The following is an 18,457-nucleotide window of genomic DNA, read 5'->3' as shown; positions in this document are numbered from 1 at the left end:
TTTAATCCTCGTACAATAATATTCCCACACTTCTTTGTGAGCCTTATGGAGATAAAAATGAGTAAAGATGTCAAACAGCAGAGTAATCCATTTTCTACAGGAGGTGGTGGCGTAAACTTTGAAACAAGAGTTCAAGCAGCTTTTGCACTGTCATTGTTAACAAAGTCTTGTGTTCCTTGTCTATCACAGCATATGAAGGCAAAAGAGTTAAAATTTCAGAATAAATATGATGGTGTAAATACGGATGATTTTGTTTTAGTTGCAACGGATAAAGCAAGTAACCAAAGTCAGCTTTTTGCTCAGATTAAGCATGAAATAACGGTAAGTGAATCTGTGGACTCAATGTTCGCTGAAGTTGTGAACAGTGCATGGAAAGATTTTAAAAATACTGGTTTTAATATTGAAAGTGATTCAATTGCATTAATAACAGGGCCGTTACCTAAGCTTGATGTTAACAATACTCTTCCTATACTGGAGTGGGCTAAGTATTCATCCAATTCAGCAGACTTTATTAAAAAATCAAAAACTAAAGGTTTTACTAGTAAAGAAAAAGTTAAAAAGCTAAATATATTCAGGGCACAATTAACCAATGCTAACGAAGGGAATGCAATTACTGATGATGAATTATGGCATTTCTTAAAAGCTTTTCAGATAATATCTCTTGATTTAGATGCGAAATTTTCAGTCGTCGCAAATTTACTGTGCTCTTTGATCGAATGTTACTCAGACGAATCACCATCTCTCGTTTTATCTAAGTTAGTTACTTGTGTTCAAGAGTTTAACCAGAATGCAGGAGTTCTAACTAAAGATAATGCACCTGAAGAAGTAAAGTTCTTATTTGAGTCATCAAGTAAAGTAAGCTTTGAAAATGATTTATTAAAGCTTCAAGAGCGTGGTGCTCATATTTTTGAGGGGATATCGAACACTATCAATGGTTTTCATGTAGATAGGGCTGAGCAGCTAGCAAAAATATCTGAACTGTACGGTGCAAATGATTTTCTTTTTGTTACTGGTGCTAGAGGTGTTGGCAAATCAGGAGTTGTAAAAGATTTTATCTCAACGAAAGGTAAAGATGTTCCTGTTTTCTATTTAAGAGCTGAAGATTTAGATAAAAGCCATCTTAATGATGTATTTACATCTATTGGAATGAATTCCACGTTAGGGCAGATTGAGGGGCACTTCTCATTACTTAAAGAAAAAATACTTGTTATTGAATCCCTAGAAAAAGTTTTAGAACTAAACTATCAAGATGCTTTTGTAGATTTACTTCAATACATAAAAAGACAAGTAGGTTGGACCATTATTGCTACGGGCCGTGATTATGCATATCAACAACTTGTTTTTAATTATCTTCAACCTAGTGCTATTCAATTTGACAGTGTAAATATAGAAGGGCTTTCTAAGGATCAAGTTTCTCAAGTCTGTGAGCATTCTCCAGAGCTAACAGGGTTAATATCTAATGATTCGTTAGCTGACTTACTTAAAGTACCATTTTTTATCGAGATTGCGGTAAGAGCTATTGGCAATGGTGCACAATTTAAATCTGGTGATACTGAAGTCGATTTTAGAAACACTGTTTGGGCAACAGTGATTTCTAAAGAGGCAGATAGAAAATCAGGAATGCCGGATAAACGAAGAACAACTTTCATTAATATTGCAAAACAACGTGCGAAAAAAATGCTATTTGGTATCAGAGCTAGTGAGTTTGATCCTGAAGTCGTTGCGAAATTGGAAGAAGATCATTTAATTCACCGTGATCAGAGGTCTGCTACTATCAGTCCAATGCACGATGTATTAGAGGATTGGGCATTAGAAGAATACATTGAGAGCGAGTACGTTGAAAATTCACATGATTTAATTAATTTTTTATTAACTATTGGTAATGAGCCAGCGATAAGCAGAGCCTTTAGGTTATGGCTATACAGGAAATTGAAATCTGATGATGCAACTAATGAATTTGTTGAAGAGTTATTAACCACGGACGGCATAAAAAGTTACTGGAAGGATGAGGCTATTGCTGCAATCATGCAACATGATTCGCCAGAAAGCTTTCTCTACTCTCTAAAATCTCAGCTTTTAAAAGATGATTGTGCACTATTGATCCGTTTTTGTTTTATTCTCAGAATAACCTGTCAAAGACCAAGCTCACTATATAACGATTTACTGATTGAAGATGAAAAGTCAGGAATGTTAAAGTATTTGTTCTTACAACCCTATGGGAATGGTTGGGAAGCACTGTTTAATTTCATCTATGAGGTTAAGCACGATTTGAATAACTCCATGCATACTCAAGCTGTTGAGGTGATAAATGAATGGTGTGGCCTCATCAATATATATGATGATCTGCCAAAAGCTTCAGAAAAGGTTGGCTTATTGAGTTTATGGCTGCTTGAACAGGTTAAAGATTCTTATCGTGATGAGGGGCGAAGAAAGAAAATACTTAATGTCCTATTAAAGGTTTCGACAGCAATCAAAGAAAAATTTGATGAATTAATGGATCAGGATGTTTTCATCTCCAAGATAAAGCCTAGAAGGTTAAGCTATGTTGATGAGCTGACTAGTTTAGCTCTTGTAGGCACTAATGTGCCTATGTTGTGCAAGCGTAATCCTGACTTTGTAGTTAAGCTTTCTTTGCATGAATGGTTACTGCAAAAACCAGAAGAAGATGAGTTTGGCTATAGTTCTTATGGTCGAATTGATGTTGAAGAATCCTATGGTTTAGATCGAGAACGTGATTTTTTCCCCGCAAGTGGTTCTAAAGGACCTTTTAAGTACCTCCTTGAATCAAAACCTAGATTAGCGTTAGATTTTATTATTAAATTATGCAATTTAACTGCACAGAAGTATGCTGAATCTGAGTTTGGCGTTGCTTCTTCGGATGAACAAGAAAAGTACTTCTCTGATGAAGTAGCTGCAAAGCAAGTGGATGTAATTCTCAATGATGGAACATTAATAAAGCAGTATGCCTCACCTCACCTTTGGAAAGGTTACCGAGGTCAGTCAACATTACCATGTCTTCTTCAGTGTGCGCTTATGGCGTTAGAGAATTGGTTAGTTGAATATGTAGATACGTGTAGTGAAGACAATGAAATAGAGTGGATATACGATTACTTGCTCAGAAAAAGTAACTCTGTAATGCTTACATCTGTTTTATCTTCTGTGGCGACAGGTTTCCCTAATAAAGTAGGAAAAGCAGCATTTCCTTTACTGAAAACTGCTGATTTATACCATTTAGATTTAATTCGAATGACGCAAGAAAGGGGAGGGAATGAATTACACGTCTTTAACCATCAAAGAGATGTAATGACAAAAATTTACATCGAGGAAAGAAGAAAAGCCGCACTTAGACCTTGGAGAAAAGAGTCTTTAGAAACCTTATTAACAAGGCTTCAATTCGTAAGTGAGTTAAGAGATTCTGCTTTAAAAATTGTTGATGAATTGACAGGTGAAGCGACTGCTCGTAATGAAAAAAATCTTCGGTATATGGTACACCGAGTTGATACAAGGACTTGGGAAGCTGTTGAAGATAAAGATAATGATCAAATATTGCTTCAAAGCTCGTCTGAGCTTCCAGCAGATTTAAAGCAAGATCAGCAAGAGTTTAATGAAAAACATGCAATTGATAACACTGTAATTAGTTTGAATTTATGGGGACAAAAATTATTCGAAGAGAAGTTACTCGAAGAAAAATATTTCTCTTCATATCAAGATGCATTAATAGCTGCAAAAGAATTACTTAATTCCCTCCAAAAAGGTGAAATTCACAACTTTGCCGATATGGTGGTTGGTACAATCACAATTGTTGCTGCTGTTTGTGTTAGAGATGACCTTTTGAATTTAAGTGATGGAGATAAAGAGTGGTGTCTAGGAGTTATCCTAGAGTCAATATTTATGCACGCAGATAATATGAATGGAACAACAGCCCATGATAAGACTGATTATTATGGCTCTGGAGCGTGTGCATTTGTTTTGCCTAAATTATTTGATTTAGAGCTAGATTCAGAACAAGAAGATCATTTGAAGTTTGCTTTGGCAACAGCATTAACCCATGAGAACCTTAATGTTAGTGCTTATGCTGCTAAGGGGGTAAGGGAATTTCTTTGGTCAAGAGACGTTGAATTAGCATCCAGTTGTATAGCTGGAATAGTTGAGTACGCCAGGTTACGAAGAGAAGATAGTGTGGTACGTAGGTTTTATCATCTACAAGGTGATGAGTTGCAAGCAGCTATCGAAAAATGGAATGCCCTGATAACAACATTTCGCAATGAATTAGTTGATGGAAAATTTAAGCTTTCGGTTAACGATATTTCTTTGGAAAGCCATTGTTCATGGTTTCTTCATTTACCAATGTTAATGGTTCCATATTGTACTACGGATGATGTTCAGATTCAGTTGGTTAACAGGTTAGTGAATTTTGTATTTGATACTGAATATCAGAATCATCGTTCAAGTGGTGATGAAAAAATAAATTATGACATAAAAAAACAGATGCGAGATTGCCTTTCTGAGCATGTTATTTATTCAAGAAATAATAATTTTATGCCCTTTAAAGAGTTATTGGTCTTAGGGTGTTCAAAAGCCCCCAGCTTTATTTATTCTATAACACTCTCATATAATGTAGTAGTGGAAAAAGAAGATGATTATTACGCAGTCTGGTCACTTTGGAGTTTGTTAGCACCAGAGGCACATAAGATAGCCATGAATGATGTCAATGACCGTTATGTAGGGCTACAGAATGATTTAAATCAGCTATTACGTGGACTAATGTATGCGGATAGTCCTTGGCAAGGTCATCCTAATGAAGAACGTGACATGAAGGCAGGGGCACACTATTTATTGGAATTTGCCAATCAATCTGCTGGCAATAGTCACGTTTTTGAAGCTTTAACGTCTTTAATATATCACTTTCATAGTGTGTTCTTTGATAAAGGTATTCATCTTCTAGCTTCAAAGTTCACTGTGAACTCAGAACTTATAGGTAAGCAAATTAATACGGCTTATTATTTAGAAATGTCGATAGGACGATATCTTCAAATAGAAAATAGAGGTGCATTAAATAGGAAAATGTATAACTCATGCCTTGAGCTACTTAATGGAATTGTAGAAACTGGTTCTGCAAGGGCTTATTACCTTCGAGAGCATATGATTAGATCTAGGAAAATACGTGTTTGATTGTGCTCATTTGTATTAGGTTAGAATTGATCTGATAGTTATCAAATACGCTTTGGTAGCTGTTCTTGCCCCAGAATATTTATAGTATATGTCCTCTATACTTTTCTAATCTAATTTAGTGGATATCAGAAAAGTGACCTAACACACTTCTGTTGTTAGGTCGTTGCTGACGCGTTTGTGCTCAAAAATGAGTTATAAGTGGTATCAAAGCGAATAATAGAATTCAAATTTTGGGATACAACAGCTAATGGCGGGCAAAAGGCAAGAGTAACCATTTCACTATTGCTATATGAAATCAAGTCAAAGAGCATCTACTGATTTGATGGCTATTTAGTATACTAAGTTGGATGCTATTCAATTTGACGTTAGATATTTAACCATACGTAGAATTAGAAAGCGAAGTAAGTTATTTTGTTATATCTAAGCTTATTTTTTATAGGTAAATTTGCCAGAATACGTTTGTTATTGAAAGAAGGAATATTATGTTCAAGTTAGAAAATCTTGATGGTTCAGAGTCAATTGGTTTATAAACTTCACCGCTAGGTACAGTTCTTGATTTTTGGTCTTGGTCATACTCTACATTACATGACTCGTATACTAGAGGGTATCTCGCAGAGTTCATGGTTTATAAAACCCTTCAGACACAACCTGATAGGTTTAGATTCTTTGATGGGTATCATCACATACGTAACGAAAGTGACCAAGATGACCTAGTTTTTACGTATCGGGATGAGAAAATTACCGTGCAGATTAAATCTTTGGACTCACTGAGGGCTGATAAAAGCTTTAGTTGTGGTTCATCTGAGGGATTTGATGCGAAAAACAACTGCAATAACGGCACAAAAGCATACAACTCAGATCTTTATATTTTTGCCTATGTTAATCTGAACGAAGATGATGGGAAAATTATCAGAGAAATACATGAAACGTGGAACAGCTGTGAAGATGAAGGATTCTATAAAACTGATGTTGAGCAGGCAAACTATCAGCGAATTCAAGAGAGCGTGCGTAAAGACACGATGGTGCTTGATAACTGGACCTTCTATGTCACCACACCAGAGACTGTTTCTACAATGATTGCAAATAACAAAATTGCCATTAGTAAGCTTGACATAAGTATTGAGTCTAAATTGACATATAAGACAGACGCTGAAGGGCTTTGCCTAGTGGTTGCGAGAGCTTGCGTTCGTATCGTACAAGGTAAGAAAAACGAGATTGACCAGTAAAACTTAACGGATTTCAGCAAATATTGAAGATTATCAATTTGCCTCTCCTACATCTATTTGATGTAGGACAATATAGTCAATCTGATTTTTAGCATGGAGATGTCCCAAAATGAATTAGCATCAATAAATACTGATAAAAATTCAACTCTTACTCAATAGTGAAGATAAAGACATAGCATCGAAAAACTTAGTTGCAGTAAGACGTTCATCATCAGTCATTGCGTTTAGATTATACTTTGAATAAGACTCTACTTCTTGAATTGGAACGTCAGCTACATTCATTTCAAATGGATTTTTCTTCGTTGGGTATTTGTATTTGAAAGTGGCACTTAAAACATCATGAGTTAGTGTGTTTTTGTTTTGCTTAAAGCTTTCTAGCATAGCATCAGAGCAGAAGTTCTTAAGTTGCCTTAGCTCACCCCTACAAATTGAAAACAGTGGAATAGCAAGCTCTTTATTGTGTAGTGATGGCACCTCATCATATCCCATTCGATTTGCTAGGCCTTTTAGGAATTGAACATATGTTTTCATGTCATTTTTTAATGAAAAGTATTCTATTTGTGTTTTCCATGCTAAGCGAGATCCCCATTGAGGCTCTTCAGCAATAATATCTGCATAGGGCATACCAACTAACACAATTGATACTCTAGCTTCTTCACTAATGTATTTAAGCATGTTAGCGACATTCTGACGTTCTTTAGCACTTGAAAATTCGATGAGTTCTTGGAATTCATTAATAATAATGAGTTCTGTTTTCTTACGTTGTAAAGCTCGTACTACTCCCTCGGCGAGAGCGATCTCAGATCGCTTTGCTCTTCTCGAACCTGAAGGTGATTGTCCTAAGTCAGTTAACAATTGATACATGGTTTGTTCGTTATTCACTCTATGTGGGATACGTGTATGTAACACGGGTAATGAACTGAGTGCAGAAGAATTTGATGACGGTTGTTGTAACAGATAGTTATTAACGAGTGCTGACTTACCTGAACCAGTATCACCAAGTAAGAGCATACATTGTGGTTCTGCACCTAAACCTTGATTCATTCGTAAATCATTAAAAATAGAGTAGATATGAGTAATTATTGGATACTCAATAAAGCATTGATTAAAGTTGATGAGTTGTTCTTTTTGAGTCGAAGATAAAGTGTGCATCAAAATCCCTCTAAATCATCAAATTGTTCATCCCACCCATTTAAAACATCATGTTCATTTTTGGTATCGCTTTGCTCCTTAGATATTTGAATCGATTTTTGAGTATGGCTACCAATATCTTGGTGCCGAGCTATCTTTGATGCATGGGTAGTTTTCGTAGTACGTTTTTTACTAGATTTGATTTTTTCTACTTCTTCCGCAATTCTATTTTCAACATACATACGTGAATCAGCGAGTTTTTCATGTTCTATTTGTAATCTTGTTTTAGTTCTTTGTAATTTTTGAGCTGTTTGATGCTGAAATAACGTAAGGCCTGATGTATAGCTAATATCTGTCATGCAAGGAACTTTAATATAACGAGATTCATTAGTTAAATAGACAAAAATATGTGATATATCAGAAGGGTCAGTTTTAGTTTTTAGTGTTAGATTATTCTTATCAATAGCCCCCCAAATTTTTCTGTATTCATTTAACTCTTCTGATTCATAACGTAATCCATAAAGAAAAATACCCCCAATACGTACAGTTCGAGTATTTAATATCCCAAGTTCAATTCGTAATTGTTGGGCTTCTTCATCTGTATAGGTGAGAGGGGGTAAGGCTGTTACTCCTTCTTGCCATTTAAAGTAAGGAATAGCAGTCTCTCTTGTATCGGAAGACATATGATAGATATCAATAATCCACGTATGAAATAGTTCTAAAAATAAACTGAATGTAATCGTGGAATCTTTTTTAGGGTTATAACCCTTAAGTTGTTCTATTCTTGAGCGAGTTGTTCCTGGAAGTGAATGCACCAAGCCTTTATTTAATACATCAAAAAATTTTTCAACAAGAGGCTTCATCCATGGTTTCCCAACTTTATTAAATAAAATGTTGGTAGCGAAGGGGCGTAGGCTATCTTCTAAACTGTTACTCCAGAACTCAGCACCATTATCTACAACAAGATTTTCAATTTTTCCAGAAATAGGCCAATCCTGTTGAAGGTGAGGGTATTGTTGTGTAATAGATGATTTATCAAGGCAGGCATTGCAAAAAGCGTGACGAATAGATTCAAAGCTAGGATGCCTAAAGCTAAGGTTATAGCCGACAATGCATTTGCTATAACTATCGATTAAAATTGTTAGGTATGGACGACCTAATGGTATCTCTAAGTTGTCATCAAGTAAGATTAAATCAAGAGGTGTGTGATCTATTTCTACTCGCTCTAAAGGTCTTGTGACATTTACCATTTTATCTACGGTTCGGTAATTAATATCAGCATATCGTTTACCATACCGCTTTAAAGCTACATCATATTTAGGTAGCGCATTGATTCGGTTGTAAAAAGTACGTTGACTGACAGATTTGATTTGATTTTCAGGCAAAGAACGGTTTTCTATTATTACTAAATCACAATAGTACTTAAAAGTTTGACTGATAGAACATCGGGTTAATGTTAAATATTTTTCGTTAATTGCTTTTTTTATCAAAAAATCGCTATCAGTATGCTGTTGAATATTACCTTTACTTGAGTGCTTTGGGATTAAAGAGGAGATATCATTCCCGCTTGAATGGTAATTTTTATGCCATTCAGCAAGAGTTCGCCATTTAGGGGCCACCATTTTTAATTGTGTAGCGGCATTATCAATAAGAGGATTTAAGTTTTTTTGTGTCCAGCCACCCTTTAAGCGAGGTTTGATCCACTTAATAAAGGAAATACGGCGTAGTACTTCCATTTTTATGTCATGGCTATATGAATCAAGGGATAATAGGAGCGAGTTTGCTTCTTCATTATGAATGACTTTATTTTTCTCGCCAGAAATCTCTATTATTTCTTTAAATTCATCATTAAATGGAAAACTCATCGTTATAACCACACATATGAGTTGCCATTTATCGCTTCATTTGAGTAATCGGTTTGAAGTGCCCCTTTTGATAGCCAACTTAAAACACCTGTTAATGCCTCTCCGTCACTAATATTTAAGCTGTTCGCAATTTGATTAATTTGAATTTTATTTACTTTCTGAATGAGGTTGATAATTGCCTTTTGAGTCGCAGAAATACTATGTAGTCCAGAGTATCTATGTAAAAGCTTAAAATTATTGAGTAAATGACCTGTTCTAATTTGCTTTTCGGTAATAAGGATTAATGAAAGATTTAACTTCTGGGCTGCTTGCTGTTTTTGGATGAATTTTGATTGAAAATCGGGACGTTGGGTTTTAGAAAGAGGTTTAACTTCAAGTAATTGTTGCAGCCCAGATGAATGTGTAATGAGAAAGTCTGGAGTGTAGGGGAGGCGTTTTCCTTGATGTTCATAGTGAAACCCTTGAGGTTGAGATTCAAAGCTAACAACATCAGGAGAATATTCAAGGTGAAAGCACATATCAAATTCAAGCATAGATTCTGTACGAATGATTGAATCATTCTTCATACTCATAAATTTACTAATGTTTTTTACTTGAGATTGTTTTAGTGTACGGACGTACATGGTATTCACCTTCATGTTGTAAACTTACAACTAAAGGTAGGTTATGCGAACTTATTTTGCAAATTTGTAGACTTCTTTGCAATTTATGCAGACTTATTTTGCAAGCATCAGATGGGTGGAAGCCCCAGCCACATCCCGGCACACACGTCGCCCGCTGCGGCTGCTCCCTTCCGGGCCTGACCGAGTTCACGAGTTAGTGTTGCGGGAGGACCAGGGCCTCCATAGATTCTGTTGTTCCTAAGAACGAGATGGATTATTCAACATGCACGGTGAGATTGCAAGTAGAAATAAATAAAAACAAACTAAGTGATTAATAAATAAACGCTTAGAGTATGTTTAGGAATCATTGAAAAAAAGACATAGTCTCGATTTTGAGATCTAACAGTACTTTAGCCGATAAATGGAATTCTCTTGGTTATAATTACAGCACTTTAATTATTGTATAGAGGAAATTCATGTCACAGTTAACCGCAACTGCATTATTTATCTCATCATTAAGCTTGTTGAGTTTTTCATCTTTAGCAGCAGAACCATCAGCTGATGATGGGGCGTTTAGTGGAGATGCAAAGATCGGTTTTATCTATACCAAAACAGACGAAACTTCAATGTCGGTTAATTCAGGAGCGACTCTAAAGTATGAAGAAGCACTGTGGCACCATAAAGCGGCCTTCTCAACTTACTACACAAAAGGTAATGAGAGTGACGATGGTACAAACAAAAATAAAACAGTTTATGATGTAAAATATGACATGACAGATTCATTGTTTGTATTTGGTAATGCTAAGTATGAACATGACCAATTTGCGACTTATCGTGAACAAGTGTTATTAGTTAGTGGTTTTGGTGCAACGTTAATTGATTCATCAAACTCAAAATTAGATGTAGGGGCTGGTCCGGGTTATCGTTATTCTAAACGACAAGCTTTTGATGAAGATTTACCAAACAATTCGGAAGATGAAGTCATTGCAAACTTGTTTATTGAAGGGGACAGCAAAATCACTGATGGTTTAGAGCTTGGTGGCGGTGTTCGTATGGATTATGGTGAATCAAATACAACAACAACGACTCATGTTTATTTAAAAAATAAATTAATGGAGAGCTTGTCTTTGTTGATTGATGCTGAGTATATATACAATAGTGTTGTGGCGACAGGTAAAGAACACGATGAAATATATAGCACAATCAGTCTAAATTATGATTTCTAGATAATTGTTAATTATATTTAGGATGAATGGTTATAGGTTTAATTAATTAGTCTGGATACATAATTGGCGTCAATATAACGGCGCCATTAATTGAGTTATTCATCTAAACTATTAGAGTGTGATCACTAATTTATTTTCTATATTTGATAGAATAACCATGAAAAAATTAGTTATTTATTAGGTTACATGAATCTCAAGCAAATAAAATATTTTATCGTTACATTTATATTAATCGGAGCTACTCCGATTTTTTATTTTTGGACACTATATCAAACAGAGCTGAACGCCATTCAATCTTTAAGAGAGACTGAGGCTAAGCATCAGCTAAATTATAGTCAAAATGCCATCAATGAAATATCTTCAGAGTTATCTACTTCATTACGATTATTGTCAGACAGTCGTGCATTATTGCAGTTTATCCAATCACCATCTTTAAAAAATAGAGCATTACTTGAATCTCTATGGGCATTAACTGCAACTAACTATTCATATATCTCACAAGTGCGTTTTATCGATACCAATGGTATAGAGCAATCTCGGGTTGATGATATTAATGGGGAAATAAAAGTTACCCCTATTTACCAATTACAAGATAAGTCTAAGCGTAACTATTTTCTATATGCACAAACATTAAAGGCGGAAGAGGTTGGTACTTTTGGTATTGATCTTGAAGTAGAAAATGGAAAAGTAGTTATACCTCTTCAACCAACGTTACGTATTTTTACCCCTGTAGAAGTGGCTGATGAGCGAAAAGGGTATTTGGTTTTTAATTTAGATGTTTACGAAATCATTGAAGAAATTGATTATTCGATTGATAGTCATTATAACCTAGAATTTGTTGACTTGGAGGGGTATTACCTAGCATCAAAAAATAAAGAAAAGATGTTAGGTAACCTTATAGAAGAAAGAGATAGTTTTAATTTATTAATTGAAAACCCTAATTTATGGAGAGCGATGGAAGATCGTAACATCCATAATTTCAAAGATAAGAAACATTTTTATGCATTTAATAAAATAGCATTAGGTAATGGATTTGAAGGAAGTGAACTTTATTTGCTATTAACAAGTAATATTAAAGTAGACTCTTCAGGTACAGATCATAAATTGGCATTTATCCTTTATGAAACAATAATGGCTATTATCTTACTTGTTATCTTATCCGTTATTATTTCTCGATATATCGTAAAGCATCGAACAACTAGCCTTGAAAGTCAATTAGCTTTAGCTGCCTTGAATGGTATGTCTTCAATTGTGATCACAGATAAGAACAACCGCATCATCAAGGTAAATGACGAGTTTACCCGAGTTAGTGGGTGGAAAGAATCAGAAGTGATGGGGCAATGTCCTTCAATTTTTCAATCTGGTGTTCATAGTGATGCATTTTATGCTGAAATGTGGCAAACAATTCAAGAAAATCAGAGTTGGGAAGGTGAAGTTGTTAATAAAAGAAAAGATGGAACCCTAATTACTGAGATATTACGAATTCAAGCGATCATGGGTATAAATGGCAAGGCTCAATACTTTATCGCTTCATTTGTTGATATTACTGCTCGAAAAGAATTAGAAAACTGCTTAAGAGAGTTGAGTGAAAAAGACATGCTGACTCAATGCTGGAATAGAAGAAAGTTTGAAGCTGAGTTTTCAAAATTAACAAATAAGCAGCGTTTAACGCCTGAAGTAAAAATGTCTTGTTTGGCTATTATTGATATCGATTATTTTAAACGTATTAATGATCAATACGGACATGATGTGGGTGACAAGGTCATTAAAAATGTCGCCAGAATTTTACAAACAGAAAGTCGAAGTATTGATTTTGTAGCAAGAATTGGTGGTGAAGAATTTGCTATTTTACTTCCAAAAACAAGTTTGAAAGAAGCTGAAGTGATTTTAAATCGCTTAAGGGTTGCTATTCATCTTGCTGATGGTTCACAATCTGTAACCGTTAGTGGCGGTGTAACTGATATTTGTGATTGTGGTGAGGCAACTTACAAACGTGCCGATCTTGCCTTATATGAATCAAAAACGGCCGGTCGAAATCAAATATCTTGTTTTCCATCCAGTGAAATGTATCAAATAGCATGATTATTTTTTTGAAAAAATAGACGTTACTTTCTTCATTATAGGAGTGTGATTGTCTATTTGATGATTTTTCATTTCCTTAAAGATATTTAATAGAGCTTTAAAGTTTAATTGGCGTTCACTTGGTACAGGCCTCATAGCTTGTAATAATATGTGATGTAATTTTTGCTCTTCTTTTGTTCTTGGCTTTGGCCCTTCTTCATTCTGCTGGTAGGGGTGAACTCTTAAAAGCAATTTATAGAGCAAAATAGCTACTGAATATAAGTCACTTTTTATTGTTGGCGCATTGCCTTGCAATACTTCTGGAGCGGCATAATCGCCACTCCAAGCATGAACTTGGTTAAAGTTTATCGTGAATTTGTTTTTTTCAGGGTCTAGGTTTCGGCTGATACTAAAATCGAATAAAAATAATTCATTACTATCAGAAATAAGGATATTTCCAGGTTTTAAATCACCATGGATCACGCCTCTTTTATGGCAATGGTGTATGCAATTAATTAAGCTATATGCGTATTTCAATCTCGCATCAATGGGAATGTTTTCAAAAGGTGAATCCAATAATAGGGAGAGTAGTTCACCTTTAATAACTGGCATAATAAGAAAACCCCGTTGTGACTCATTACATACCGCTAAGTGTTGTATTGATACAATATTGGGATGATGTAAATGACTAGATTGAATATATTCATTCACAAGTAACAAATCGGCATCAGCAAAATGAGAGGCTTCACTATTTAGCACTTTTATTGCCATATGATAATTATTCAGCCCTATGCTTTTTAGCAATAAATCATCAACTTGGTACACAATACCCATACCACCGACACCAAGAACTCGTTTGATTTTATAACGTTCATTAATGACCTTTGGAAGAGGAAGAGTATTTGCTTCCTTTTGCGTTGATTCTGTATTTAATTCATCAGAGTCATCGGCAATAAAGTGATCTATATTGATATCAGTCATCTGTTGGCCTTAATCATAATGGCAGATAAATTATCATTTGCTTCTGTTAGTAATACTTGCTCTTTTAAGTGATAGCAGCCTTTGAGAGCACTTGGGAGTGCCATACATGCTTCAATCATATTGTTTGATAAGTACTTATGTACGCCATCACTGGATAGAAGAAAAGTATCTTTATGTTGTAATGGAATAATGCAATGTTCAATTGATAAATTGTGGCCCATACCGATGGCCTGTGTGAGTGCCTCTTTCCCATTTTGTTCACGGGTGTGATCTTTCGATATCTGGTATAGCTTATTATGACGAAACAAATAACATCGAGAATCACCTGCCCATAAACAGGCGATATGACCATTATGAGCAATCAACATGCATACAGTGCTGCCAATAACAGCACTATGAGATAATGTCTTTTCTTGACTTAAATGGTGATTCACTTTTAAAAGCATTCTCTTTGCTTTATCAATTTTTTGCTCTAGGCTGCCGTACAATAATTCTGAGTGGAAGGCATCCACAATCATTCCACTCGCAATTTCACCATACTCATATCCACCCATGCCATCTGCTATTATCCAGATACCTTGCTCGGTAAAAGATAAAATCGCATCTTCGTTTTTATCTCTTACCTTGCCTTCTTCTGAAAAATGGGCCGTTTGAAATTGTTGGCTCATCCATTAATCCTTTTTGGAAGATAGAAATTCGTTAATATTTTTCTATTAAAAGGATTAGGGGTTCGATCACTATAAATAAGGTATTTGGCTTTCATTCCTTTATTTTCCAGATCTACTTTTATGACATCTTGACCTCGGTATTTATTGACTCTGAATTTGTCTAATACTCGGAAGAAAGCCCAAGGGCCAGAGTTTTGTTGGTTTACGACTTTAGAACCACTCAGATCTTGTAAAACAAAACTTACGTATTGACGCTGATTGGTTATTGGCCACGTAAATTGTTTTTTCTGTATTGGACCATGACGGTAAGCAAATTTGTTTTTTCCGTAATAGAAAGTGGATTGCAAAGCGCTTGCATCAAGTTCAAATGGCGCAATACGGAACGAGACGTTGGCTTCTTTTCCTTTTGAACCATAAAACATACGTTGGATAGTCAATCCATAGTTATATTGGTCTAAGAATGAATCAGATAGCCCTAATGAACGTCCGTGTAAGGACTTTTGTTTGAATTTCCCTTTTTGTTTATAAACAAATGAGGATAAATAGGCGTCAAAGAAATTGTCTAAAATACCGCCGTTCTGGAAGAATTCATCAAAGTCAGCAATGTTTACATCATGGCTACTGTTTCTAAATGGGTATCGACCTGATAAAGCGACATCGTAATGAGTAACGACTTTATCATGGTAAACCATTTGTACATGTTTTCTTGAATGGTTCAGTATAATACCCCAAGCGTTATTTGATATTTGTTTCCACCATTGCTGTAATGGTTGGGGAAGCGTTTCTGCCATTACACGTATATCATTTAACTCATTTGGTATTCCTTGCATGCGATCGCGAGCAATCTTAAAGGCTGATGAATCAGGGTTAGGTGAGAACTTCACCATAGATAATCGTCCACTCAATTCGTTGATCACAACCAGTGCATCTTCTAATGGAATCGTTGCTTGATCTTTATCTGTGAGTAATAGGTTCAGTGGTTCAAATTGATTGCTTACCGCTTTACGAGCGCTTTGTGAGCGTTCTTCGACACTGTGTAAACCCAGAGAGGCGACTTTCTTCAGTTTCGTATTTACAGGTAGTTTCTTAACCTGACCTGCAGTTTTTGAAGCCACTTGAGCCTTATCAACAAAGGTTGTATTTTCTTTTACTAGGTTTAAAAGCTTTAAAATTGGTTGGCTTGAACCGGTAATATTTGAAATTTGAAGAATGGCTTCATCCATATTTTTAGATGGTTTAATTTGAAGTTGATCTACCGCTTCTTTCCAATATTTAATGTAATCATGAAAATATAGGTCTTCGACATCTGCGTATAGTCCACGGATCTCATTAGCACTTAAATCACTTGATAGCCCAATAACCCAGTTTTCTTCAATCAGTTGTTTTACTTGGTCTAATCCTTTGCTTAAAAAGACAGCTTTATATCCTTTTTGCGTATATAAACCAGGAATAATGGTATTGGTGTGGTTGAATAAGTTTTGGTTTGGTCCTAAATGGTCACTGATTTTTATATCACGCAGATCCATCTCTTTTGCGTCTTGTTTTAGCTGTTGGTATACCAATTCTGATGTATCTGCTTCACGTAAAAATTTACGAGATTTAGCGATTAAATTATCGTTTAATTGAACTGGTTCAAATTCGATATTTAATAGATTAGAAAAATGCGCTTGAAGCTCTTTCTGCTCTGTTGCTGAACCACTGTATAAATACGACCAATGCAATCCCATCCATTGTTCTAGATAAGCTTTATCAAGGTGCTCATGTAGATTTAGCATCAAATATGCTCGTAAAGAAGGCGTTAAGAATTCTCTATTATCTTGATTATTTGCCACTTGGTATTCGAGTTCACTTGTTACTTTAGAAAGCAGTAAACTGAGTAAACTTCTGTGGTATGCGGCTTCTGCTGCCTTTCGTAATTTATCTCCTTGTTGGAGTCCCGCAAACTCATCTGTGAGGGTTTCACTCTCTTTTGAATACACTTGAGTTGCTGCTAATAAAGTATTTAATGTTGGCAGTAATTCAATAGAAGAAGCTAAAGGGGATAAATGGACAATCTGTTGATTATAATCGCCAGAAAGAGACAATAACTCTTGTTGTTTATGATGATTGGTTAAAAAGCTGGTTGCCCATAATGAACCAAACCCAATCACAAGAGCAAAAGAGGCTGCATAGACCGCCATGTTTTTCAGTTTTACTTGTTTCTCATATTTTTCATCCAATGTAGCGAGTTCACTGTTTGGAAAAATCACGTCTTCAAGTAATTTTCGAATAAAGAACCCACGTTGATGTTTATAAGTAGGAAGAACTCGAGAGCTGATACCAAGGTTTTGCCCAATACCTGAGGTGGTTGATTCAGTCTGGGTATTTGTTGGTTCGGGTACTGACGTTAGGTATAAACCACGTAAATGAGAGGCTTGGTGATAACGGGTTTTAGTAAAGGCTAATTCAGAAAATAACGCTAAGCGTTCAGCAAGGAAGCTTAATTGGCGTGGGAATTGTAATAGTTCTGCACGTTTCATCACATCACGCTCATCGTGTAAGCGTGACATGACTTGTGAATCGATACGTAAAATGAGCTTTTCGAACTCATGTTTAATTTTATCGGCTTGCTGGCCTTCACCTTCGTTAAAAGTGACGCCAAAAACTTGGTCCATTTCTTCTCTGGATAGGGAAGAGAAGAAGGGTTCGAATCCCTCGACTTTATCCATTTTCGTTAATAAGAAATAGATAGGCATATCTGAGCTTAAATCATGTCTTAACTCTTGTAAGCGTTCACGTACATAGCGAGCTTGAACTTCGATTGCGCTTTCATCTGGAGATTGTAATGTTGTGATATCAATAGTTAGTATGACCCCATTTAATGGGCGACGGCGACGCTTATTGCGTAGAGCTTTTAAAAAATTGCCCCAAATTGGTTTACTTAACTCATTTTCATGTTGATCAAAAAAGCGTCCTGCAGCATCTAAAAGAACGGCATGGTTAGCAAAATACCATTCACAATGTTGGCTATTTTGAATGTCTCTTGTGTAATGCCCATCAGTTTGGTTTAAAGGGAAATCTAATCCTGAACACTCTAAAAGGGTTGTTTTACCACTATTTTGTGGGCCAATAACCATATACCAAGGAAGTTGATATTTAACGTTATTATTGAGTTTTCCATATAGCCCAGCACGCTTGATTGTTGCAATTGCAGCTTCAAGTTTTGTTTTTAGAATGGTGCTGTGTTCACGAATAAAAGCCATTTCAGATTGCGCAGCTTCATACGCTTCTTTATTTTCTTCTTTTTGTGCTTCTCGCTTTGCTAAGCCCCACAAAGTCAGATTGAATGCTCCCCATAGTAGTAAGCAAATGATAATTGTTAATGTTTTCCCGGTAGTCGTTTCAATTAATGGGGTATTTGCTATCGCAATATGCTTACCAAATAGACACAATAATAAGGCAATAAATAGTGTTAATAATAAGCTCCAACACCATGTCTTTTTTAATGTGTTAAGCAATGAATTAAAAAATGATTTCATCCGTAAA

General features: G+C 35.5%; 10 protein-coding genes and 1 other RNA gene. 4 read left to right on the top strand and 7 right to left on the bottom strand.

Annotated features, from left to right (window positions below; genetic code table 11):
* The first annotated feature begins 57 nt into the window (after positions 1 to 57).
* Positions 58 to 5,172, top strand: a complete 5,115-nt coding sequence (locus GNP81_RS07915) for a P-loop NTPase family protein (RefSeq protein WP_155673474.1) — start codon at positions 58 to 60, stop codon at positions 5,170 to 5,172.
* Between the two features lie 620 nt (positions 5,173 to 5,792).
* The gene (locus tag GNP81_RS07910) at positions 5,793 to 6,398 is read left to right on the top strand and encodes a hypothetical protein (RefSeq protein ID WP_155673475.1); all 606 of its coding nucleotides are present in this window, start codon (positions 5,793 to 5,795) and stop codon (positions 6,396 to 6,398) included.
* 141 nt (positions 6,399 to 6,539) lie between these two features.
* Here the strand turns inward: GNP81_RS07910 and GNP81_RS07905 are convergent, their stop codons facing one another.
* The 4 genes from GNP81_RS07905 to ffs form a co-directional block, all read right to left on the bottom strand.
* Positions 6,540 to 7,550, bottom strand: a complete 1,011-nt coding sequence (locus GNP81_RS07905) for a TniB family NTP-binding protein (protein ID WP_155673476.1) — start codon at positions 7,548 to 7,550, stop codon at positions 6,540 to 6,542.
* Positions 7,550 to 9,394 carry a Mu transposase C-terminal domain-containing protein gene (locus GNP81_RS07900; RefSeq protein WP_155673477.1) on the bottom strand — a complete coding sequence of 615 codons (1,845 nt, stop codon included), beginning with the start codon at positions 9,392 to 9,394 and terminating at the stop codon, positions 7,550 to 7,552. Before GNP81_RS07900 ends, GNP81_RS07905 begins: the two co-directional genes overlap by 1 nt.
* 2 nt (positions 9,395 to 9,396) lie before the next feature.
* On the bottom strand, positions 9,397 to 10,017 hold the full coding sequence (locus GNP81_RS07895) for a TnsA endonuclease N-terminal domain-containing protein (protein ID WP_196587335.1): 621 nt from the start codon (positions 10,015 to 10,017) through the stop codon (positions 9,397 to 9,399).
* 119 nt (positions 10,018 to 10,136) lie between these two features.
* Positions 10,137 to 10,233, bottom strand: an RNA gene (gene ffs, locus GNP81_RS07890) — signal recognition particle sRNA small type.
* Between the two features lie 239 nt (positions 10,234 to 10,472).
* On the opposite strand from ffs, the gene GNP81_RS07885 reads away from it, so the two are divergent.
* Together GNP81_RS07885 and GNP81_RS07880 are read left to right on the top strand one after the other, a co-directional pair.
* Positions 10,473 to 11,222 carry a DUF481 domain-containing protein gene (locus GNP81_RS07885; RefSeq protein WP_011261624.1) on the top strand — a complete coding sequence of 250 codons (750 nt, stop codon included), beginning with the start codon at positions 10,473 to 10,475 and terminating at the stop codon, positions 11,220 to 11,222.
* 186 nt (positions 11,223 to 11,408) lie between these two features.
* A complete protein-coding gene (locus tag GNP81_RS07880) occupies positions 11,409 to 13,304 on the top strand; it encodes a sensor domain-containing diguanylate cyclase (RefSeq protein WP_155673479.1) in 1,896 nt (631 codons plus the stop codon).
* Here the strand turns inward: GNP81_RS07880 and GNP81_RS07875 are convergent, their stop codons facing one another.
* The 3 genes from GNP81_RS07875 to tssM are packed head-to-tail and all read right to left on the bottom strand — an operon-like array spanning position 13,305 to position 18,450.
* The gene (locus GNP81_RS07875) at positions 13,305 to 14,264 is read right to left on the bottom strand and encodes a serine/threonine protein kinase (RefSeq protein WP_155657084.1); all 960 of its coding nucleotides are present in this window, start codon (positions 14,262 to 14,264) and stop codon (positions 13,305 to 13,307) included. It lies immediately after the preceding gene.
* Positions 14,261 to 14,932 carry a PP2C family protein-serine/threonine phosphatase gene (locus GNP81_RS07870; RefSeq protein ID WP_005418697.1) on the bottom strand — a complete coding sequence of 224 codons (672 nt, stop codon included), beginning with the start codon at positions 14,930 to 14,932 and terminating at the stop codon, positions 14,261 to 14,263. Before GNP81_RS07870 ends, GNP81_RS07875 begins: the two co-directional genes overlap by 4 nt.
* Positions 14,929 to 18,450 carry a type VI secretion system membrane subunit TssM gene (gene tssM, locus GNP81_RS07865; protein WP_155673480.1) on the bottom strand — a complete coding sequence of 1,174 codons (3,522 nt, stop codon included), beginning with the start codon at positions 18,448 to 18,450 and terminating at the stop codon, positions 14,929 to 14,931. Before tssM ends, GNP81_RS07870 begins: the two co-directional genes overlap by 4 nt.
* Positions 18,451 to 18,457: the final 7 nt, after the last annotated feature.

It is taken from the genome of Aliivibrio fischeri (genome assembly GCF_009727955.1).
In the GTDB taxonomy this organism is placed as follows: Bacteria; Pseudomonadota; Gammaproteobacteria; order Enterobacterales; family Vibrionaceae; genus Aliivibrio; species Aliivibrio fischeri_A.
This window is presented reverse-complemented; position numbering and strand designations above follow the sequence as displayed.

Coding starts and splice junctions, on each gene's coding strand:
- GNP81_RS07915 (WP_155673474.1), top strand. CDS start 58: ATGAGTAAAGATGTCAAACAGCAGAGTAATCCATTTTCTACAGGAGGT.
- GNP81_RS07910 (WP_155673475.1), top strand. CDS start 5,793: ATGGTTTATAAAACCCTTCAGACACAACCTGATAGGTTTAGATTCTTT.
- GNP81_RS07905 (WP_155673476.1), bottom strand. CDS start 7,550: ATGCACACTTTATCTTCGACTCAAAAAGAACAACTCATCAACTTTAAT.
- GNP81_RS07900 (WP_155673477.1), bottom strand. CDS start 9,394: ATGAGTTTTCCATTTAATGATGAATTTAAAGAAATAATAGAGATTTCT.
- GNP81_RS07895 (WP_196587335.1), bottom strand. CDS start 10,017: ATGTACGTCCGTACACTAAAACAATCTCAAGTAAAAAACATTAGTAAA.
- GNP81_RS07885 (WP_011261624.1), top strand. CDS start 10,473: ATGTCACAGTTAACCGCAACTGCATTATTTATCTCATCATTAAGCTTG.
- GNP81_RS07880 (WP_155673479.1), top strand. CDS start 11,409: ATGAATCTCAAGCAAATAAAATATTTTATCGTTACATTTATATTAATC.
- GNP81_RS07875 (WP_155657084.1), bottom strand. CDS start 14,264: ATGACTGATATCAATATAGATCACTTTATTGCCGATGACTCTGATGAA.
- GNP81_RS07870 (WP_005418697.1), bottom strand. CDS start 14,932: ATGAGCCAACAATTTCAAACGGCCCATTTTTCAGAAGAAGGCAAGGTA.
- tssM (WP_155673480.1), bottom strand. CDS start 18,450: ATGAAATCATTTTTTAATTCATTGCTTAACACATTAAAAAAGACATGG.